Consider the following 19,094-nt stretch of genomic DNA (forward strand, 5'->3'; position numbering starts at 1 on the left):
GGCCGGTTGAGGCCGTGCCGCCGGGGAGGTGACGATGCGGGTCATTCCGCGCCGCAGCAAGGGCCGTCAGCGTACGCACGTCGCCGTGCCGGCACGCAAGGACGAACCGCCCGCTGCCCCGGCGGAACCCGAACCGTCCCGTGTGACCGTCGACGCCCCGCCGCCCGCCCCCGACGAGGGCAGGACGGGCCGTAGGAAGAAGCGCAGGCGCCGCAAGAAGAAGGGCGAGCCCGAGGCCGCCCCACCCGCCGAACAGGCGGCACTCGCGAAGCCCACGGAAGGCGCGAAGCCCGCAAAGGGCGGGAAGCTCGCGAAAGGCACGAAGCCCACGGAGGGCGCGGAGGCCACGAAGCCTGTGGAGGGCGTGGGGGCCACGAAGCCCATGCCCGTCCCGGCGGACGGGGAACGCGGCGTGGGGCTGGGCATGTCGTCGGGCTCGGGGCTCGGCACGGCGCCCGCGGACGCCGCCAGGCGCCGCCGGGCGCGCTCGGCGGCGCGGCAGCGGGAGATCGCCGAGGTCAAGCGCAGCCGGGCCGCGCACCGGCGCCGTCACGACGACGCCGAGCAGGCGGCGCGCGCACACCGGTCCGCGCTGCTGGTCATGGTGGTCACGCTGGGGCTGCTGATCGCGGCGGTGGCGGTGAGCGGGGCGATGATCGCCGCGTCCATGCGCACCCGTCCCGTGGTGCTGGCCGCGCCGCTGAACGTCTTCCCGGTGACGCAGACGACGCCGGGGCAGTGCCCGGCGGGCACGCCCGGGGTCACCGGGCAGTCGGCGAGCGGGCCGACCTGCTACCGGCTGGCGCAGGGCATCGCGATCCGCGAGGTCGCCGACCTGCGCACCCAGCGCAACGGCGGCAGCGGGGCCTACGACGTGGCGGTGACGCTGCGCAAGCGCGACCACGCGGCGTTCGCCAACCTCACCCGCGCGTCGGTGGGCCGCGATCTGGCGTTCGTGGTGCGCGATCGGCTGGTCACGGCGCCGCGGGTGGACATGCCGATCCTGGACGGGCGGATCGTCATCACCGGTCCCGCCGACCGTGCGCAGGCCGACCGGCTCGTCCGCGAGCTGAAGGGCCGCTGACCGGCCGGCCGGGCGGGGGGCCTCAGCCGGGCGGCAGCGCGTCGCCCTGGACGGCCTGGATCTCCAGTTCCACGCGCAGGCTCTCGCCCACCGCGGCGATCCCGGCCTCCAGGATCTCGTTGTAGCGGATGCCGAAGTCGGCGCGGCGCAGCTCGGTGGCGGCGCGGAACGCGGCGCGGGTACCGCCCCACGGGTCGGGGCCGCTGCCGAGGTAGGTCAGGTCGAGGTCGACGGGACGGGTGAAGCCGTTGAGGGTCAGCCGTCCGTGCACGGTCCACCGGTCGGTGCCGAGCGCGGTCAGCCCCATGCCCTCGTACTCGATCGCCGGGTGGACGTCGACGTTGAGGAAGTCGGCCGACCGCAGGTGGTCGTCGCGCAGCTTGTTGCCGGTGTCGATGGACGCGGCGTCGATGCGGGCCCGCACCGTCGACGCCTCCACCGGCTCGGCGATGTCGATGCGTCCCTCGAAGGACGCGAACCGGCCGCGCACACTGGACAGCCCCAGGTGCCGGGCGACGGCGCCGACGCTGGAGTGCACCGGGTCGATCGTCCACGGGCCGGGTGGCGGCAGGTCGGGGCCGCCCGCCCGGCCCAGCACGACCGTGCCGAGGTCGGCCGCGCCCGACGCCGGCACGATCAGCGTGGCGGCGTGCGGGGCGTAGCCGACCGCGGTGAGGATGACCGTGTAGGTCCCGGCGGGCAGCGGTGCGGCGGCCAGCCGTCCGGCCTCGTCCGCCTCCACCCGCGCGACCTGCCGTCCGGCCAGGTCGGTGACGGTGGCGACGGCGTGCCGCACCGCCCAGCCGTCCTTGGTCCGGACGGTTCCGCGCAGCCCTCGGGTGTCGCTCATGGCTCGCCTTCCGTTCACGCGTCGGGGTGGCCGAGCTCGATGTCGTGCCCGTCGGGGCCGTCGCCGGTCAGCGTCAGGGCCGTGGCGACCGGCGGGTAGCCGGAGGCGATCACGGTGTACTGGCCGCCGGTGAGGTCGGTGAAGGCGTACTCGCCGTCCGGCCCGGTGATCATGTGGGCCACCACGGTGCCCGCGCCGTCGAGGAGGGTGACGCTGGCGTCGGCGACGGGCTCGCCGGACTGGTTGCGGACGGTGCCGCGCACCTGCACGCCGGGCCGCAGCTCGACGTCCAGGCGGGTGGCGCCGCTGCCCGTGACCTCGGCCTGCAGGGCGACGGGACGGTGCCCCTCGGCGCTGACGGCCACGGTGTAGGCGCCCGCGACGACGTCGCGCAGGGCGTAGCCGCCGTCGGCGGCGGTGCGGGCGCTGCCCACGACCTCGCCGCGCACGTCGGTGACCACGACCATGGCCCCCTCGACCGGGGCGCCGCCGGGGTCGCGCACCGTGCCCGACAGCCCGCCGTTGCCCGCCAGGACCAGGTCGAAGTCGAGCGGCTTGTCACCGGCGACGAGGGTGGCGGCCTGCGGTTCGTGCTCGGCGGACGCGGCGATCAGCACGTACGTGCCGGGGCCGGGCGTGCGCAGGGCGTACCGGCCGTCCGGGCCGGTCTGGGCGCGGCCGAGCTGGCGCCCGGCCACGTCGATGAGAGTGAGGGCGGCGGAGGCGACCGGTCCGCCGCCCGGTCCGTACACCACGCCCCGGATCTGCCCGCCGTTCCCCTCGTCGGGGGTGGTGTGGCCGGGTGCGGCGGCGGACGCGAACTGCGGCTGGGGCGCCGCGGGCGCGCCGGCCGCCACACCGTTCGGGGTCTGGGAGGCGTGGACGTCGTGGGCGCCGTTCGCGCCGACGGACACGAGCTGCTCGGGCGGGTCGGCGGGCGGCTCGTAGCCGCGCGCGTGCCTGCCGGCGGGGCCGGTTCCGGTGGACGCCGCCCCCGTAGCGTCCACCGGAGCCGTCCCGGCCTGGCCGGGACCGTCCGCCAGGGGCCCGGCCTGGACGGCACCGGCCGCCCCGGCGCCGGCCGCAGCCCCGGCCGGCGCCGCGGCGACCGCGCGTCCGCCGCGCAGCGGCAGCTCCTTGATCACCAGGACGGCGAGCAGCCCGACGATCGCGATCGGGATACCGAACAGGAACACGTGCTGGAGCGCGGCGGTGAACGAGTCCAGCACCCAGCCCCGGAACGGCTCGGGCAGGGCGTGGATCTGGTCGGGCGAGCCCAGGTGCTCACCGCCCGCCGGCGCGCTGACGTGCGCGGCGCTCATGCGGTCGTTCAGCTCACTGGTGAGGCGGTTGGTGAGGATGGCGCCGAACCCGGCCACGCCCATGGCGCCGCCGAGGTTGCGGAAGAACGAGACGCCCGAGGTGGTGGCGGCCAGGTCGGCGGGGTCGGCGGCGTTCTGCGCGGCCAGCAGGAGGATCTGCATGGTCAGGCCGAGGCCGAGGCCGAGCACGGCCAGGTCCACTCCGATGACCAGCCTGCTGGAGTCGGTGTGCAGCTGCGACAGCAGGTACATCGCCACGGCGGCCAGCACCATGCCCACCACCGGGAAGATCTTGTAGCGCCCGGTGCGGGTGACGATCTGGCCGGAGACGGTGGACGTGACGAGCATGGCCGCCACCAGCGGCAGCGTCATCAGCCCGGAGGCGGTGGGGCTCATGCCCTTGACGATCTGCAGGTACTGCGGCATGTAGATCATGCCGCCGAACATGGCGCAGCCCAGCGCCGCCGAGCCCAGGCTGGTCAGCACGAACGTGGGGTTGCGGAACAGCCGGGGCGGCAGGATCGGCTCGCGCGCGATCCGCTCGGCGAGCACGGCCAGCACCAGCAGCACGAAGGCGGCGGCCAGCATCCCGTAGGTCCAGCCGGAGTTCCAGGCGAACTCCTTGCCGCCCAGCGACAGCAGCAGCATCACCACGGCGGCGCCGCCGGTGATGGTGAACGCGCCGAAGATGTCCAGCCGGGTGTCGCGCTTGACCTTGGGCAGCTTCAGCACCTTCTGGATCACCAGGAAGGCGACGACGGCGAGCGGGACGCAGACGTAGAAGCACCAGCGCCAGCCGAGCCCGTCGGCGTCCACGATGAACCCGCCGAGCAGCGGGCCCGCCACGGTGGCCACGCCGAACACGGCGCCCATGTAGCCGGCGTAGCGGCCGCGTTCGCGCGGCGAGACGACGTCGCCGAGGATGACCTGCGCCAGTGCCGACAGGCCGCCCGCGCCCAGGCCCTGCACGGCACGGGCCGCGATGAGCTGGCCGATGTCCTGCGAGAGTCCGGCGCCGACGGAGGCCAGCACGAACAGCAGCAGGGCGCTCTGGAACATGAGCTTGCGGCCGAAGATGTCCGACAGCTTGCCCCACAGCGGGGTGGAGGCCGTCATGGTCAGCAGCGTGGCGCTGGCCACCCAGGACAGCTGGTCCTGGCCGCCGAGGTCTCCCACGATGGTGGGCAGCGCGGTGCCCACGATCGACGTGGAGATCATCGCGGTGAGCATGCCCAGCATCAGCCCCGTGAGGATCTCCAGGATCTGCCGGTGCGTGTAGTGCACCGGAGCCTGTTCGCGCGGCGCGGCGTGTCGCCCGCCTATGTCCGGCGTCACGCTGGCTTGAGTCACGCTGGCCCCCATAGCAAGTCAATTACCTGTGCTCTGCACATATCCTAAGTAGTCATCTGTTTACATGCAAACCAGGCGATACTGGGGCGCGTGGCGACGGGAGAGAAAATGCTGGTCGAGCGGGACAAGCCGGACGTCGAGGGGCCGTCGGGCCCCGACGCGCGTCCCGCCGGGCGGCGCGACCGGCCGCGCGACCGGGAGGCCACCCGGCGCCGGCTGCTGGAGGCCGCCCGGGACCTGTTCGGCGAGCACGGCTACGACGGCGTGACCGTCCGCATGATCGCGGCCGCGGCGGACGCCAACGTGGCCCTCGTGCACCGCTACTTCGGCTCCAAGGCCGGGCTGTTCGCCGAGGTGCTGGAGGGCGAGTCGGCGCTGGCCGGGCTGATCGCCGCCGGGGACGCGGCGGCCCTGCCCCGGCGGCTGGCCGAGCACGTGGTGCGCGCCGTGCACCGCACCGTCCCCGGTCCCCTGCCGCGCATGATCGACCGTTCCGTCGGCAACCCCGAGGTGCAGCTCATCCTCAGCGAGCACACCGAACGCGTCCTGGTCGAACCGCTGGTCGCCCGGCTCGACGGCCCCGACGCGCGCGCCCGCGCCACCCTCGCCGCGCAGCTCATCATGGGCGTCGGCCCCATCCGCCGCATGCTCGGCATGGCCGACCTGCGCGCCGCCGACCCGGCCGAGCTGGCCGACCGTCTCACTGTGATGTTCACCGCGGCTCTCTCTCCGCGTGGCCCCCAGTGAGACGGATGGTTTTCCCGAGGCGTGATACTTCGCTGGGCGTAACCGGGCCGGCCCCGGATACGGCGACGGGAGCAGACGGGATCGTCTGAGGGACGGACCGGCCGTCCCGCAAGCGGCACATAGGGTTCTGGGCATGAGGCTGGGGGGAGCGCGCGGGCTCCGGGAGCGGTGGGGCGGGGCCGGGCGCGTCACGCGCTGGACGGCCGCCGCCGGAGCGGTCGCGGTCGCGGCCGGAGGCGGCGGGCTGGCATGGGGCGTGACGTCCGGCGAACCGCCCGTCAGGGCGCTGCAGCAGCGCATCCAGGTCGTCGACGGGCCGAAGGACGACCAGCGCGTCTCGCTCGACACCACGTTCTTCCGGCCGGTGGGACGCGCCAAGGGCCCCGCCGTCCTGCTGGCGCACGGGTTCGGCGGCTCCAAGAACGACATGCGCGCCGAGGCCGAGGACCTCGCCCGCGCCGGGTACGCGGTGCTGACCTGGTCGGCGCGCGGGTTCGGCGCGTCCACCGGGCAGATCGCGCTCAACTCCCCCGACTACGAGGTCAAGGACGTCCGGCAGCTCATCGACTGGCTGGCGCGCCGTCCCGAGGTGACGCTCGACCGGCCCGGCGACCCGCGCGTCGGCATCGCCGGCGCCTCCTACGGCGGTGCGATCGCGCTGATGACGGCCGCCCACGACCGCCGCGTGGACGCCATCGCCCCGCAGATCACCTGGTACAGCCTCCCCGACGCGCTGTTCCCCGACGCGACCGGCGAGGGCGCCGACGCCGGCGTCTTCAAGAAGCTGTGGGCCGGGATCTTCTTCACCGGCACCCCCGGAAACGACGCGTGCGGACGGTTCCTGCCGTCGCTGTGCGCGATGTACCAGCAGGTCGCCGAGTCGGGACGGCCGACGCCGGAGGCGGTCGAGACGCTGCGCCGCTCCAGCCCCGAGTCCGTGGCCGACCGGATCAGGGTGCCGACCCTGCTGGTGCAGGGCCAGTCGGACTCGCTGTTCCCGCTCGACCACGCCGACGCCAACGCCCGCGCCATCGCCCGCAACGGCGCGCCGGTGTCGGTGGTCTGGTTCCAGGGCGGCCACGACGGCGGCGACCCGGAGACCGCACGCGTCCAGGGGCTCGTCCGCGACTGGTTCGACCGGCGGCTGCGCGGCGAGGACGACGCACGGCCGGTGGACGGCTTCACGGTGACGCGGACGGGCGGCATCGACTCGGCCAGCCAGCAGGTCGTCGTGCAGGCCGCGTCCACCGGCCGGTACCCGGGCCTGGGCGGCACCGAGCGGCGCACCGTCCCGCTCACCGGACGCGAGCAGACGATCCACAACCCGGCGGGCGGCTCACCGCCGTCCATCTCCGCCCTGCCCGGCCTGGGCGCCCTCGGCAGCATCGGCGACCTGGGCGGGGCGGGCGCGCTCGCCGGGCAGCTGCCCGCCGACATGCCCGGCCAGTCCGCCGTGTTCGACTCGCCGCGCCTGACCGAGCCGCTACAGCTCACCGGCGCGCCGACGGTGCGCGTGCGAGTCCAGGGCGAGGGCGACGTGGTGCTGTTCGCCAAGCTGTACGACGTCGCGCCCGACGGGCAGGCGTCACCCGCGCGCCGCCTGCCCGCGCCGCTGCGGGTGCGGGACGCGGGCGACGGACGCGAGGTCACCGTCACCCTCCCGGGCATGGACTACCGCTTCGACCGGGGCCACCGGATGCGTCTCGTCCTGTCCACCACCGACATGGGCTTCGCCACGCCCGTTCAGCCCGCCACGTACAAGGTGCGGGCCGTGTCCGGGCTGACGGTGCCGGGCGTCCCGTCGCTGACCACCCCGGCCGCGCCCCTGCCCGCCTGGGTGTGGATCCTGCCCGCCGCGGGCCTGGCCGTCGCCGCCGGAATCCTCGCGACCGGACGCCGCCGCAGGGGCGGCGCGGAGCACGACCCTTCGCTCGCCGACGTCCCGCTGCAGATCACCGGGCTGACCAAGGCGTACAAGAACGGGCACCTGGCCGTCGACGACCTGTCGTTCCGCGTGGAGAAGGGGCAGGTGCTCGGGCTGCTCGGCCCGAACGGCGCGGGCAAGACGACCACACTGCGCATGCTGATGGGCCTCATCCATCCCGACGCCGGGGAGATCCGCATCTTCGGGCACCGCGTCACGCCCGGCGCGCCCGTGCTGTCGCGGCTCGGGTCGTTCGTCGAGGGGCCCGGGTTCCTGCCGCACCTGTCCGGCGGCGACAACCTCGACCTGTACTGGCGCGCCACCGGCCGGCCGGCCGAGGAGGCGCACGTGGAGGAGGCCCTGCGCATCGCCGACCTCGGCGCCGCGCTGGACCGCCCCGTCCGCACCTACTCGCAGGGCATGCGGCAGCGGCTGGCCATCGCCCAGGCCATGCTCGGCCTGCCCGACCTGCTGGTGCTCGACGAGCCCACCAACGGCCTGGACCCGCCGCAGATCCGCGAGATGCGCGAGGTGCTGGTGCGGTACGCGGCGGCCGGGCGCACCGTCATCGTGTCCAGCCACCTGCTGGCCGAGGTGGAGCAGACCTGCACGCACGCGGTGGTCATGTCGCGCGGACGGCGCGTCGCGGCCGGCCCGGTCGCCGAGATCGTCGGGTCCGGGCGGCGGCTGGAGGACGCGTTCCTGGAGATCATCGGAACCGGAGGGACGGCGTGAGCAGCGTCGAAGAGGTCGCGGCACGCCCCGCGGCCGCGCCGGCGGACGGCGCGGCCGGCTACCGTGTGGGACGCACGCTGCCGCTGCGCGTGGAGGCCGTCCGGCAGTTCCGGCGCCGCCGCACGCTGGTGGCGTTCGGCATCCTGCTGGTGCTGCCGTGGGTGCTGGTCGCCGCGTTCAAGCTCGGCGGCGACCCGGAACCGGGCGAGGCCCCGGGCCTGGTCACCGTGGCGACCGCGAGCGCCATGAACTTCGCCCTGTTCGCGATGTTCGTCTCGGTCGGCTTCCTGCTCGTGGTCGCCGTGGCGCTGTTCTGCGGGGACACCGTGGCCAGCGAGGCGGGCTGGTCGTCGCTGCGCTACCTGCTGGCCGCCCCGGTGCCGCGTGCCCGGCTGCTGCGCCAGAAGCTGATCGTGTCGCTGGCGTACGCGGCGGCGGCCGTGCTCACCCTGCCGCTGATGTCCCTGGCGGCGGGCACGGTCGCCTTCGGCTGGGACGAGGTACGGCTCCCCACCGGCGGCAGCGTCCCCGTGGGCACCGCTCTGGGCCGCATGCTGATCATCGTCGGGTTCGCGCTGGTCAGCCAGCTCGTCGTGGCGGCCCTGGCGTTCCTGCTGTCGGTCACCACGGACTCCCCGCTGGGCGCGGTCGGCGGCGCGGTCGGGCTCGTGATCGTCAGCAACATCCTGGACGCGGTGACGGCGCTGGGCTCCTGGCGGGACTTCCTGCCGACCCACTGGATGTACGCGTGGACCGACGCCCTGCAGCCGCAGATCCAGTGGACCGGCATGGCCAAGGGCACCGCGCTGTCGGTGACGTACGCCGTCGTGCTGTTCGCGCTCGCCTTCCGCCGCTTCCGCGGCCGGGACGTGGTGTCCTAGTTGTTCCCGGCCCGCAGCGCGGCGAGCACCTCGTCCGTCGTGCACACGGTGCCCAGCCGCGGGAACGTCGTCCCCACGGCGACCCGGTACGCCTCGTCCGACAGGCTCGCCGTGGCGTCCTTCGGCAGCACCACCACGTAACCGCGCTCGGCGGCGTCCCGCGCCGTGGCCTCGACCCCCACTTCGGCGAGCAGCCCGCTCACCACCACCGTGCCGACGCCCTGCTCCCGCAACGTGCCGTCCAGGCCCGTCTCGTGAAAGGCGCTCGTGTCCCGCTTGGTGACGAGCAGGTCGCCCGGGCGGGGACGCATCTCCCCGACCAGCTCGCTGCCCGGCGGCTGCGTCGCCACACCGGGCCGCTCCACCTTAACGATCACCACCCGTCCGCCCGCGTCCCGGAACCCGTCGGCCAGCCGCATCGCCTGCCGCACGACGTCCGCACCGGTGAAGGGCCGCGTCTCCTGCCCCACGACGCGCACCTGAAGGTCCATGACAAGGAGGGCGGTACCGGCCGGGGCGAGGTCCAAGGCGGTCATGTGGCGGCATTCTAGATCGCGCCCCCGGCCCGGACACGGCATTGTCCCCGCCCCGCCGCCGCCTCGCACCGGGCGGCCAGAACCGGCCGCGGCCGGTTGCCGACCGCCGCCCGGGAAAAACCGGTCGAACAACACGAGACAGGTGCATAAACTCGGCGAACCTTGGATCCGTCCGCACCATCGCACGGATCAGGGGTTACGTCATCGCCACCACGGGGGAGATGATCACCATGGCCAGGCAGCAGCTTGTCAAGCGCCCGAAACCCCCACGTCAACCAAGTCCGCTCGACCTCCGGACCCCTTCCGGCCGTCCCCTACCGTACTGACGCCCCGCGCCGGCCCGGCTCAGCGCGAAAGGGCACCCAAGAAACGCTCACGATCGACGACGACCCGCTCGACGAGACCATCGCCGAGCACCGTGCCGCGCCCATCGGTGGCGGACACGGCGAACGAGAGCCGCCTGCCGTCCACAGCGGTCAGCTCCGCCGCCACCGTGACCCGCGTCCCGACCGGACTTGCGGCACGGTGGGCGAGTTCCACCCGCGTGCCCACCGAGGTCCGCCCCTCCCCCAGCCGCCCCGCGACCGCCCGCACCGTGGCGGCCTCGGCGAGCGCCACCAACCGCGGCGTGGCCAGAACCGGCACGTCCCCGCTCCCCACCCGCTCAGCCGTGTCGTCCACCCCCACCGTGACGACCACCTCGCCCCGCAACCCCACCGTCAACTCCATGCCCACCACGCTAACGCCGCCCGCCGCACCGGCGCTGAAGACGGCCTGCCGCCACCCGTCCGATCGGACCAGCAGCGAAGCGCGAGGCATCACGCGGGGCGGGCGCGCCTGGACTCGGTCCTGCCTCGCCGGGTCGTCGCCACGGGTGCGCGGCCTGTGCACCCTGCGACGGCGCGAAACCCGGTTGCGCGTCCTACCCCGGGCGGCTCAGGCTGGCGAACATGCTGATCAGAGAAGCGACGTCGCACGACTGGCCGCAGATGTGGGCGTTCATGGAGGACATCGTGCGGGCGGGCGAGACCTTCTCGTGGGACCAGGACACGACCGAGGCCCAGGCCAAGGAGATGTGGTTCCCGGAGCCGCCGGGTCGTACGTTCGTCGCCGCGGACGACGACGGCACCGTCCCGTCCCATGGCTATGTGGGCCTGCACATCATGTACCGACGACTCTGACGCGCCGCAGTCTGCGGCGTATCGGAGCAGGGCGGCGAACCGCAGCCATGACGACCTCGTTGGGCGGTCGTTTCAGGCTCCGTGGGTCAGGCGGTCACGGATGTATGTGAGGACGTGGTCGTCACATGCGCCGAAGTTGACGCCCGTTCTGTCGGTCACGGTGAACTCCGGCTTGTTCGAGCATGAGGAGCCGCCCCAGGTGCACCGGCCTTCGGCGCTCTTGGTTCCGGGGTTGAAGTCACCGACGTCCCAGAACTTGATCTCCAGCAACGCCACAATCGCACCTCCGCCTGCCCACCCTGCCGGCGCACCGCCGCAGTCGCCGTGACCAGTCCATCATCTGACGAAGGCCAACGCCAGACGGCACGGCATGAGAGCCACGACGACCTCTGCATGCAGCAGGGCAGTACGACATAGAGTGCGTACGTCATCCCCCGTAGACATATTTCACGGCCTGGGCGGGGTGCCATAAGTCCATGGCCGGTAGGGACGGAGCGGTGCAGCCGTGGTCGTCGCGTCGGTCGAATATCCGTCACCGTGCAAGGCCTGTGGTGCTCTGATGCAGTGCAGCGCGACACAAGTGCTGCTCGGAGATGGGTTGCATTGGGACGTCCAGAGCAACTGCTCGGCATGCGGCACCGTCGCCGCGTGCGGGCGCGGGGACATTCCGGCGGATCTACGGGGTCGGCTGCTGGAGGCGCACGGTCCGGCACGGCTTGAGATCGTCGACCCGGCGCCCAGCCCGGTGTCGGTGATGAAGGTACTGCGGACGGAACTGGGCGTGGACCTGCCGCAGATGAAAGAAATCCTGCGGCGAGTTCTGGCGGGAAGCTTCACAGGGACACTTCCCGAGATGGAACTCTTGGCCACCCGGCTGCGTGAGGTCGGAATTCAGGCCGCGGCGAGACGGGCGTCGTGAACCGCGGACCCTGTCCGCCGGCCGTCGCCCAGAAGGAATCAGGGAGTCGACCAGCCGTTCGCTCGGTCCCATTGCTTTCCGTAGTACTCGGGGTAGGTCTCATTGGTGGAGGACGTTCTGAACCGTCCGGAACGGAACGCCTGCTCCAGCGCGTCGACCGCGCCCTTCCGACCGATCCGCTGACGATCCGCGTCGGTCAGCGCCTCGCCTCGCCGTTCGGCCTGGCCCACGGCGCGGTTGTAGCCCCGGGAGTACACGTCTTCCATATCGGTCACGTCCAGCCTGGCCCCGTGGGCTCTGAGCTCGTACGTCATCTCCACCTGGCGGGCGACGCCCTCGGCCTCCTCCCTGAGGAGGCCGTCCACGAATTTGTCCCGCGGCAGGGATATGGCGGCGCTCCGGCCGGTGTGGTCGTACTCGACATGATTGGCCTCGTGAACCAGGTCGACCGCCTGCTCCTCGGGAGAGAGCGCGTTCTCCGGCAGGAGCTCTTCCTCCGGCGTGCTTCCGCCTCTGGACGTGCTCATCATGACCCGGTTGGAGTCGTGGAAGTATTCCGTGCCGCCTCTGGACCTGTACACGACCTCGACGTTGTACCGGTTGAGGATGTCGTTGGCCCAGCGTCCCGACGGGGTCTGCAGCAGGATCTTGCGGATCCTGGCGTCCTTGGCGGCCCTTCTGGCCTCCCAGACGGCGGCCCGGGCCTTTGACATATCGCCGAAGGAGACCCGGGCCGGGTCGTCCGCGGCGGCCTCCCGCAGCTCGCGCAGATGTCGTTCGGCGTCCGCCAGCGCCTTGTCGGCGGCGTCCACGTCGCCGCGGCGCGCCGCCTCACCGGCCCGCCTTGCGATCACGTCCGGCGGGTCCCGGGGAGGCGGTGGGTCGGGTTTCTTGTCCTTGAGGTGTTTGAGTTTGGTCAGGCCCTTGCCGCCGAAGACCGTGCCGAGGACGGTCGGGACGGCCCGGAAGACGGCGCGGACCTTGTGGCCGTTGTTCCAGTCGTCGCGGATCGGCTTGGTGGACTCGTCCCACATGGTCTTCGCGGTGACCCGCGGATCCGTGGTGAAGAGCGCGCCGATGCCGCTCCAGTTGCTCTTGAAGCCGTCGTGGCTGCAGATGTGCGCCAGGCAGCCCACGAAGGTGACGCCGTCCCAGGCGTCCGTGAGGACGTCCCCGGTGCCCAGCCGCAACCCGTCCACGGCGCTGCAGGCCCAGTGCGCCCAACTCCAGCAGTTGCCGTCGTCTTTTTTCCCGCTGTCCCTGGGAGCGGCGGAAACACCCCGGCGCCCGTCGCCCGCCGCGCCCGAACCTCCGCCGGCCTCCTCGGGAGTGTCGCACCGCGAGTCAGAGACGACCTTGCAGACGGCGGCCTTGATGCCTGCGGTGACGCTGACCGGAACATTCGCGACGACGAGCGCGCCCACCAGCAGGCCCACCAGAAGGACCACCGCCAGGTAGGAGGCGGGACCCTCGCCGCGGTCGGTCGCCGGAGGCACCGGGCGCCGGGGCCGACGCGGGAGCGAGGACAAAGACGATCACCTCGGTGGGCAGGTATCGATCAAGGACGCTCGTCGCCAGCCCCCTGGGCACCGAGGCAGGTCCGATTATGACCACGCCGCAAAGGGTGATCAAGTGCGCCTATCGTGCATTGCGGTCATCAGAAACCCGGGGCGCCCCATGTCCCCCGGCGGTCGCGCCCTTGGAGGGGACTCGCGGACCGGCGGCGACGAGACCGCGCCTCAGGCGAGTGGCAGCCCTTGCAGCATGACCTTCCGTGTCTCGGTCACGGAGGCTCCGGCGTCGATGGTGACCGTGCGCTGCTCGATGTCCGTCCCGTTTCGGACGAACAGTGCGACGACGTAGGCGTCCCCCTTGACGACGGCCGCCGGAGGCTTCAGAAGGGAACGCAGCCGGGGCTCGGCACGCTCACGGGCCTTCTGCTCCTCGGCGGTCGGCTCGGGCCGCCACGTCAGATCCTCGATACCGTCGACGACCCGCAGATACCGGTCCATGCGCCGCGTCACGTCCAGATAGGCACGGGCCACTGCGACCGCGTCGCGCGTGGTGCGCAGGGTCGCCTTCGAGGCGGCGAGCACCTGGCCGAAGGCGGCGGGCCTGCCGGTCAGGAACACCACCTTCCCGGTGCTCACCTCGACGGCCACGTGGAACGAGGCCTGCGGATGGGGGAACGCGTCGAACCTGAAGAACCTCCAGGTCTTCGGCAGCGGGACCGAGACCTCCTTGAGCATCGAGGAGCTCTTGCGGGTCAGGGCGCCCGTGTAGGGATCTCCGGCCGCCTCCAGGCCCCGCCGCACGGTCTCCCGGATGTCCTCGTCGTTCATCAGGCCCCCCTGCGGTCGGGCGGAACGGGTCGGCGTCTGCGCTCCGGACGACGCCGTCGAGGAGGCACCGGCCGGCCCCTCCTGCTCCGCGGTGCATCCCGCGCACAGCACCGCGCACAACGCCGCGATGACGTATCCGCGAACGGCCTGCCGCGCGCACGGCTTCACGGTGGAACCGAACACCCGACCTCCCGTGGACAGACCCGCACGCGTACGTTCGCGAGGACGATAACGGCCGGGCTGAGACGATTCCAGGGGCCGACCTTATCCCGTCACCCGGCGCGTGAGGCGCGCGAGAAGTACTGCCGTGCCGCGGACCGGTTGACCAGGATCAGAATGGCCACCGGGAGGATCACTCCCATCACGCCGAGCGGGTCGCCGTCGGCGATCCGGCCGAACTGCCAGAACAGGTAGAGGACCTCCAGCACGATGACGCCGACGCGCACCCTGCGGGCCGGACGTCTCCCGATCGCCCAGGCCGCCACCAGGCTGGCGACTGCGGGCAGCGAGAGGGCGACCGCGACACCGGCTCCCTCGGCGCCGCCCACCACCAGCCCTCCCTGCAGCGCCGCCATGAAGGTCAGGAACGCCGCGACGTAGAGCAGGATCCGGACCGTCCTCACCGGCGAAGGCATCGCGTACTGGGCGGCCACCCACACTCCCTGGTCAGTCACGTCCGAAACTCGCGCTGCGGAACATACTGACCGCCCCCACCCCCTGTCCATAATCCCCCCGGGCGGCCCGGGGCCGCCGTTACGCGCCGGTCTCGCAGCCCATGCCGCCCTCGACGAGGAGAACATCGTCGCTGTGGCGAGCATCCGGCACGTCCGGGGAGACGCAACCTCACCGCAGGCCAAAGGCGTCAAGGTGATTCGCGCACGTCTGCGACGACCATAGCGGCTGGGGCAAGGGCCCTCTCCAAGCGCTGGCCCGAGCCGGAGCCTGCCTACCGCGCCTGGCACCGCGACCGCACGCGCAACGACCTCTGACTCGGCGGCGTCCAGATGGTCCAGGCCGCACCGTATGTCTGGGTGGCCAACATGGTCGCCCACCGCGACCTCAGGCCGTCCAAGAAGGAACGCCGATCCGGTACGAGGCGCTCGACCGCTGCCTGGCCGCCCTCGCCGACCATGCCCTCACCCTCAAGGCCACCGTCCACAGCCGCGCATCGGCTGCGGCCTGTCCGGCGGCAGGTGGCCTTGGGACGAGCCGCTCATCAAACGCCACCTCACCAACCGCGGCATAGAAGTCACCGTCTACGACACCGCCTGAATATACGGAGCGTCACACAGACGACCGCGCCGAAGCAGCCGCCGTGTGCGGGAGCCAAGCCCGATTCCCCGTCCTCAAAGGCGCGGGCGGACGGTACCGCCGAGAGCACCCCGGCGCCATGACAGCCGCGGGAGAGTCGAGCCAACAGCCACGAGCCACCCTCTAGGTCATTGCAGGGGCAAGGCCCGCTACGCGGACGCCGGCGGCAGTCGCTCGCTCCGTTGAGCCAGGCAGGAGGCTGAGGTTTCGTGACGCCAGGTCATGCAGCATCCCTGGCAGTGACGTTTGCCTCAACCCTTGGTCGAGACGCCTTCGAGTGCTGTCTCCTGGGTAGGAGCAGTACAGCGCTCGGAATGCTCTGTAGCGCTACGCCGTTGCCCATAAGGGGAGAAACGCCTCATAGTTTGAGGATCGCCACAGCGACGCGGAGGTGACACACTGGCGGCAGTGTTCCCAAGCTTGCCCTCTCTCGCACCTCCGCGTGGCAAGGATGTAAGACTAAGGCAGTGAGCAGCATTGAGCCGGAGAGCACGACTGTGGACAGTGTGACCGTGTACGTCGACTGGTCGAACCTGGCCAGCGTGCCCACACGCCACATCAACCAGTTCGTGGCTCAGGTCGGCCCGCCGACGCGAGATGGCTCGCCTGATGGCATCTACCTTGGACTAGGCCACCTGGCTCCGCCCGTGATCGTTAGCAGCGATCCGGAGATGCGACAGCGCGAGATCGAAGCGGCGGCGAACGGGATTGCACCCGAGGACATGGGGCGATTCCATCTGAGTAAGTCGCACTGCGAAGAACTCGTCAAAGTGCTGCAAGAGGCTCTTAGGCAGTATGACAAGGCCGAAGGTCTGCGCGAGCGGACAGAGAGGCAGAAGCCATGAGTGCGTCGTTTGCCCATCAGCCATCCGCTAGTACTTCTGACCGTGTCGAAATCGGCGTTACGGCCCCTCAACCGCTGGTTCTGACCTTCCCGTGGCTGGCCATCACCAACGCAGCCCCCGGCCCTGCCGAGTCACTGTCTCCTCTCGGAGACCAGTTCGCGGCGTTCGCCGAGGAGGCGGCGGAGTGGGCGGATGTGAGTCTGCCGTTGGCGGCGGAGCTGGTCAACGACGAGTAGCGTTAGGGATGTGCCGTATCCCGACGACCCTCCGAAGTGGGGCGAGATCTACTGGGTTGACTTCAATCCAGGCCGAGGCTCCGAGCAGGCGGGGCGTCGGCCTGGGGTCGTCATCTCGCAGGACTCGTTCAACAAGTCGATGCCGGTTGTGAGCATCGCGGCAGTGAGCAGCAAGATCAAGCCGTTCAATCGGATTGCGCCGATTCTGCCCGAAAACAACCCATTGCCCCAAAAGAGCCAGATCCTCGCCTTTCAGATCCTCACCGTTGATCAAAAGAGGTTGGACAAGTACTGCGGGTGCCTCGATGATCAACAGGAGATCGAGTTGAAGGAAGCGCTGAGGTTGGTCTGGGATCTATAGCTTCGTTGCTCTGAGGCGGGTTGTCGCTGACCGGTTGCCGACTTGCACAGGCCGCACGGGGCCTCGCGATGGGCCATTGCGGGCAGGCAGAGTACTGCCCGTCCGCCGCACCAGGCTACGAGGCCCCCGTCCCCGCGCACGTTCGGAACCGTCCAGCTTCAACGCGCAGGAGACCGATGCTTGGGCGTCCGGCCCCGCGCGAGTGCGCGGGGCCGGGTGCGTCCGCACCATGGGTATGGGCATGGTTGCCATCCGTGGGGCGAGCGCCTACAACGACACCGCCAGCGGATCGTTCACACTGACCAGTCGTCGTCAGTCCAGATCAGCGCGTCCAGCAAGCGGCGAACCCACCTCGCCGTCTCGCCTCGTGCCGCCCGCGCGTCCCCGACGACCGCGACGACCGGAACGCCGGGGATGGTGCATCCGACGCCCACCCAGACAGCGGCGAACCCGGAGGCGACCGCCGGACCGGGGACGACGGCCGTGGCGGCGGGGACGGCGGGGCCGGGGACGAACCACACGGCCGACACCAGCCCGGCCACCCCTGGCACCCCAGCGGGCCCGACACCGGGTAAGCAGCGGACCCAAATCCTGCCGAATCCAGCAGGCGCGCCAACTCCGCAGGAGTGGCCGCCTCGACCAGCGCTGCGTCACTGCCGCGCCCCAGCAACGCGAACCACCCATCGGTGCTCAGCCGGACGAAGGATTCCGCGTCGTGCGCCGCCGGAGCGGCGCAGATCACGTGGTAGAGAACCTTCGCCGGGGTCACGCCCTACTCGGTCGGGGCGACGCCGATGGGGCAGGAGAGGCCGGTGCCGCCGAGGCCGCAGTAGCCGTTGGGGACCTTGTGGAGGTACTGCTGGTGGTAGTCCTCGGCGAAGTAGAAGGGGGTGGCCGCGGTGATCTCGGTGGTGATGCGGCCGTAGCCGGCTTCGGTGAGGACCTTCTGGTAGGCGTCGCGGGAGGCTTCGGCGGCCTTGCGTTGGGTGTCGTCCTGGTAGAAGACGGCTGAGCGGTACTGGGTGCCGACGTCGTTGCCCTGGCGCATGCCCTGGGTGGGGTCGTGGGCTTCCCAGAAGACGCGCAGCAGGTCGTCGTAGGAGACCTGGGTGGGGTCGTAGACGACGCGGACGGTCTCGGTGTGACCGGTCAGGCCGGTGCAGACCTCTTCGTAGGTGGGGTTGGGGGTGTAGCCGCCCTCGTAGCCGACGGACGTGCTGACGACGCCGGGCGTCTGCCAGAACTTGCGTTCGGCTCCCCAGAAGCAGCCCAGCGCGAACTCGGCCACCTCTGAGCCCTCCGGGTAGGGCGGGGCGAGCGGGGCGTCGAGCACCTCGTGGCGGGGCGGGACGGGCATCGGCTCCTCCCGGCCGGGGAGCGCCTTCTCCGGGGAGACCATCTCGGTCTTCGCAAAGCCGAACATGTCTTCCAGGCTAGCTCGCGGCGCCGGTGGCCATAAGGGGACTGTCAGGAGTGTGCCCGGGTTTGGCAGATTACGTCCTGGTACCGTGATGCCCGTGGTGGATCGTCGGGGGATGCTGGCAGGCGTCGCCGCCTACGCGCTGTGGGGGCTGTTCCCGCTCTACTGGCCGCTGCTGAAGCCGGCGGGGTCGATGGAGATCCTCGCTCACCGGATCATGTGGTCGCTGGCGGCCGTCCTGGTGATGTGCGCGGTGCTGCGGCACTGGACGTGGGTGCGCACCGTCGGCCGGCGGCGGATCGGGCTGCTGACCGTCGCGGCCGTGGTGATCAGCGCCAACTGGGGCACGTACATCTACGCGGTCAACGCCGGTCACACGATCGAGGCGTCGCTGGGGTACTTCATCAATCCGCTGATCAGCATCCTGCTGGGCGTCGTGGTGTTCCGGGAACGGCTGCGGGCCGGGCAGTGGGCGGCGGTCGGGCTGGGGACGGCGGCCGTCACGGTGCTCACCGTGGACTACGGGCGGCTGCCGTGGATCGCGCTGGTGCTCGCGTGCTCCTTCGGGACGTACGGGCTGGTCAAGAAGTTCGCCAACATGCCGTCGGTGGAGAGCCTGGCGGTGGAGACCGCGGTGATGTTCGCGCCGGCGCTCGTGCTCGCGGTGATGCTGGAGGCGGACGGGTCGGCGGCGTTCGGGCACCACGGGGCGGGCAACATGGCGCTGCTGGCGGGCGGCGGGGTGGTGACCGCGATCCCGCTGCTGCTGTTCAACGCGGCGGCGACGCGGATCCCGATGAGCGCGATCGGCATGCTGCAGTACCTGGCGCCGGTGCTGCAGTTCCTGATCGGGCTGCTGGTGCAGCACGAGCAGATGCCGGCCAGCCGCTGGGCCGGGTTCCTGCTGGTGTGGGCGGCGCTGATCGTGCTGACGGCGGACGGCATGTCGGCGGGCCGCCGGGCGCGCCGGGCGCTGCGGCCGCCGGCGCCCGAGGCCGCATGACCATTTCGGACGTTTCGGTACATCCCTAGAGGCAGCGCTCCGAAGCC

The 19,094-nt window shown here is 71.6% G+C and carries 19 protein-coding genes; 9 read left to right on the forward strand and 10 right to left on the reverse strand.

All coding sequences use genetic code 11. The annotated features are described in order from the left end of the window. The first annotated feature begins 34 nt into the window (after nucleotides 1-34). Nucleotides 35-1,084 (forward strand): hypothetical protein, encoded by a 1,050-nt coding sequence (locus ABZ801_RS37470; RefSeq protein WP_360707614.1) that lies wholly within the window; start codon nucleotides 35-37, stop codon nucleotides 1,082-1,084. Between the two features lie 22 nt (nucleotides 1,085-1,106). Here ABZ801_RS37470 and ABZ801_RS37475 read toward each other — a convergent pair whose 3' ends face one another. Together ABZ801_RS37475 and ABZ801_RS37480 are read right to left on the reverse strand one after the other, a co-directional pair. Continuing rightward, nucleotides 1,107-1,934 carry a YceI family protein gene (locus tag ABZ801_RS37475; protein ID WP_360707617.1) on the reverse strand — a complete coding sequence of 276 codons (828 nt, stop codon included), beginning with the start codon at nucleotides 1,932-1,934 and terminating at the stop codon, nucleotides 1,107-1,109. Nucleotides 1,935-1,948: 14 nt separating this feature from the next. Then, on the reverse strand, nucleotides 1,949-4,591 hold the full coding sequence (locus ABZ801_RS37480) for an MFS transporter (protein ID WP_360707831.1): 2,643 nt from the start codon (nucleotides 4,589-4,591) through the stop codon (nucleotides 1,949-1,951). Between the two features lie 105 nt (nucleotides 4,592-4,696). Here ABZ801_RS37480 and ABZ801_RS37485 point away from each other — a divergent pair, with 105 nt between their 5' ends. From ABZ801_RS37485 to ABZ801_RS37495, 3 genes are all read left to right on the forward strand, one after another. Next, nucleotides 4,697-5,353, forward strand: coding sequence for a TetR family transcriptional regulator (locus ABZ801_RS37485; protein ID WP_360707620.1), 657 nt, complete (start codon nucleotides 4,697-4,699; stop codon nucleotides 5,351-5,353). A gap of 133 nt (nucleotides 5,354-5,486) precedes the next feature. Next, nucleotides 5,487-8,012 carry an alpha/beta fold hydrolase gene (locus tag ABZ801_RS37490; protein ID WP_360707623.1) on the forward strand — a complete coding sequence of 842 codons (2,526 nt, stop codon included), beginning with the start codon at nucleotides 5,487-5,489 and terminating at the stop codon, nucleotides 8,010-8,012. Beyond that, the gene (locus ABZ801_RS37495) at nucleotides 8,009-8,893 is read left to right on the forward strand and encodes an ABC transporter permease subunit (protein WP_360707626.1); all 885 of its coding nucleotides are present in this window, start codon (nucleotides 8,009-8,011) and stop codon (nucleotides 8,891-8,893) included. Before ABZ801_RS37490 ends, ABZ801_RS37495 begins: the two co-directional genes overlap by 4 nt. On the opposite strand, the gene ABZ801_RS37500 is transcribed toward ABZ801_RS37495, so the two are convergent. Continuing rightward, nucleotides 8,890-9,429, reverse strand: coding sequence for a cysteine hydrolase (locus ABZ801_RS37500; protein ID WP_360707628.1), 540 nt, complete (start codon nucleotides 9,427-9,429; stop codon nucleotides 8,890-8,892). The genes ABZ801_RS37495 and ABZ801_RS37500 overlap by 4 nt on opposite strands. 345 nt (nucleotides 9,430-9,774) lie before the next feature. Continuing rightward, complete coding sequence (locus ABZ801_RS37505; RefSeq protein ID WP_360707631.1) at nucleotides 9,775-10,158, reverse strand: hotdog domain-containing protein; 384 nt, start codon at nucleotides 10,156-10,158, stop codon at nucleotides 9,775-9,777. A gap of 221 nt (nucleotides 10,159-10,379) precedes the next feature. Here ABZ801_RS37505 and ABZ801_RS37510 point away from each other — a divergent pair, with 221 nt between their 5' ends. Next, the gene (locus ABZ801_RS37510) at nucleotides 10,380-10,610 is read left to right on the forward strand and encodes a hypothetical protein (protein WP_360707634.1); all 231 of its coding nucleotides are present in this window, start codon (nucleotides 10,380-10,382) and stop codon (nucleotides 10,608-10,610) included. A gap of 72 nt (nucleotides 10,611-10,682) precedes the next feature. Here the strand turns inward: ABZ801_RS37510 and ABZ801_RS37515 are convergent, their stop codons facing one another. Then, a complete protein-coding gene (locus ABZ801_RS37515; protein ID WP_360707637.1) occupies nucleotides 10,683-10,886 on the reverse strand; it encodes a hypothetical protein in 204 nt (67 codons plus the stop codon). Between the two features lie 229 nt (nucleotides 10,887-11,115). Between ABZ801_RS37515 and ABZ801_RS37520 the strand changes: the two genes are divergently transcribed. Continuing rightward, nucleotides 11,116-11,529 (forward strand): hypothetical protein, encoded by a 414-nt coding sequence (locus ABZ801_RS37520; RefSeq protein WP_360707639.1) that lies wholly within the window; start codon nucleotides 11,116-11,118, stop codon nucleotides 11,527-11,529. Between the two features lie 38 nt (nucleotides 11,530-11,567). On the opposite strand, the gene ABZ801_RS37525 is transcribed toward ABZ801_RS37520, so the two are convergent. The 3 genes from ABZ801_RS37525 to ABZ801_RS37535 form a co-directional block, all read right to left on the reverse strand. After that, nucleotides 11,568-13,025 (reverse strand): hypothetical protein, encoded by a 1,458-nt coding sequence (locus ABZ801_RS37525; RefSeq protein ID WP_360707641.1) that lies wholly within the window; start codon nucleotides 13,023-13,025, stop codon nucleotides 11,568-11,570. Between the two features lie 243 nt (nucleotides 13,026-13,268). Beyond that, nucleotides 13,269-13,871 carry a hypothetical protein gene (locus tag ABZ801_RS37530; RefSeq protein ID WP_360707644.1) on the reverse strand — a complete coding sequence of 201 codons (603 nt, stop codon included), beginning with the start codon at nucleotides 13,869-13,871 and terminating at the stop codon, nucleotides 13,269-13,271. A gap of 272 nt (nucleotides 13,872-14,143) precedes the next feature. Next, on the reverse strand, nucleotides 14,144-14,545 hold the full coding sequence (locus ABZ801_RS37535) for a hypothetical protein (protein ID WP_360707646.1): 402 nt from the start codon (nucleotides 14,543-14,545) through the stop codon (nucleotides 14,144-14,146). 1,104 nt (nucleotides 14,546-15,649) lie between these two features. Between ABZ801_RS37535 and ABZ801_RS37540 the strand changes: the two genes are divergently transcribed. Both ABZ801_RS37540 and ABZ801_RS37545 read left to right on the forward strand, forming a co-directional pair. Beyond that, nucleotides 15,650-16,027 carry a hypothetical protein gene (locus ABZ801_RS37540; RefSeq protein WP_360707649.1) on the forward strand — a complete coding sequence of 126 codons (378 nt, stop codon included), beginning with the start codon at nucleotides 15,650-15,652 and terminating at the stop codon, nucleotides 16,025-16,027. A gap of 246 nt (nucleotides 16,028-16,273) precedes the next feature. Beyond that, the gene (locus tag ABZ801_RS37545; RefSeq protein ID WP_360707651.1) at nucleotides 16,274-16,624 is read left to right on the forward strand and encodes a type II toxin-antitoxin system PemK/MazF family toxin; all 351 of its coding nucleotides are present in this window, start codon (nucleotides 16,274-16,276) and stop codon (nucleotides 16,622-16,624) included. Between the two features lie 293 nt (nucleotides 16,625-16,917). Here the strand turns inward: ABZ801_RS37545 and ABZ801_RS37550 are convergent, their stop codons facing one another. Then, on the reverse strand, nucleotides 16,918-17,166 hold the full coding sequence (locus ABZ801_RS37550) for a hypothetical protein (protein ID WP_360707654.1): 249 nt from the start codon (nucleotides 17,164-17,166) through the stop codon (nucleotides 16,918-16,920). Nucleotides 17,167-17,396: 230 nt separating this feature from the next. Beyond that, a complete protein-coding gene (gene msrA / locus ABZ801_RS37555; RefSeq protein ID WP_360707657.1) occupies nucleotides 17,397-18,047 on the reverse strand; it encodes a peptide-methionine (S)-S-oxide reductase MsrA in 651 nt (216 codons plus the stop codon). 88 nt (nucleotides 18,048-18,135) lie between these two features. On the opposite strand from msrA, the gene rarD reads away from it, so the two are divergent. After that, entirely contained in the window at nucleotides 18,136-19,047 is a 912-nt protein-coding gene (gene rarD / locus ABZ801_RS37560) for an EamA family transporter RarD (RefSeq protein WP_360707660.1), read from the forward strand. Nucleotides 19,048-19,094: the final 47 nt, after the last annotated feature.

It is taken from the genome of Actinomadura sp. NPDC047616, assembly GCF_040642915.1.
Taxonomy (GTDB): Bacteria; Actinomycetota; Actinomycetes; order Streptosporangiales; family Streptosporangiaceae; genus Spirillospora; species Spirillospora miaoliensis.

What these genes read in the sequence shown, in the direction of transcription:
- ABZ801_RS37470 (WP_360707614.1), top strand. Translation starts at nt 35, where the DNA reads ATGCGGGTCATTCCGCGCCGCAGCAAGGGCCGTCAGCGTACGCACGTC.
- ABZ801_RS37475 (WP_360707617.1), bottom strand. Translation starts at nt 1,934, where the DNA reads ATGAGCGACACCCGAGGGCTGCGCGGAACCGTCCGGACCAAGGACGGC.
- ABZ801_RS37490 (WP_360707623.1), top strand. Translation starts at nt 5,487, where the DNA reads ATGAGGCTGGGGGGAGCGCGCGGGCTCCGGGAGCGGTGGGGCGGGGCC.
- ABZ801_RS37500 (WP_360707628.1), bottom strand. Translation starts at nt 9,429, where the DNA reads ATGACCGCCTTGGACCTCGCCCCGGCCGGTACCGCCCTCCTTGTCATG.
- ABZ801_RS37505 (WP_360707631.1), bottom strand. Translation starts at nt 10,158, where the DNA reads ATGGAGTTGACGGTGGGGTTGCGGGGCGAGGTGGTCGTCACGGTGGGG.
- ABZ801_RS37510 (WP_360707634.1), top strand. Translation starts at nt 10,380, where the DNA reads ATGCTGATCAGAGAAGCGACGTCGCACGACTGGCCGCAGATGTGGGCG.
- ABZ801_RS37530 (WP_360707644.1), bottom strand. Translation starts at nt 13,871, where the DNA reads ATGAACGACGAGGACATCCGGGAGACCGTGCGGCGGGGCCTGGAGGCG.
- msrA (WP_360707657.1), bottom strand. Translation starts at nt 18,047, where the DNA reads ATGTTCGGCTTTGCGAAGACCGAGATGGTCTCCCCGGAGAAGGCGCTC.
- rarD (WP_360707660.1), top strand. Translation starts at nt 18,136, where the DNA reads ATGCCCGTGGTGGATCGTCGGGGGATGCTGGCAGGCGTCGCCGCCTAC.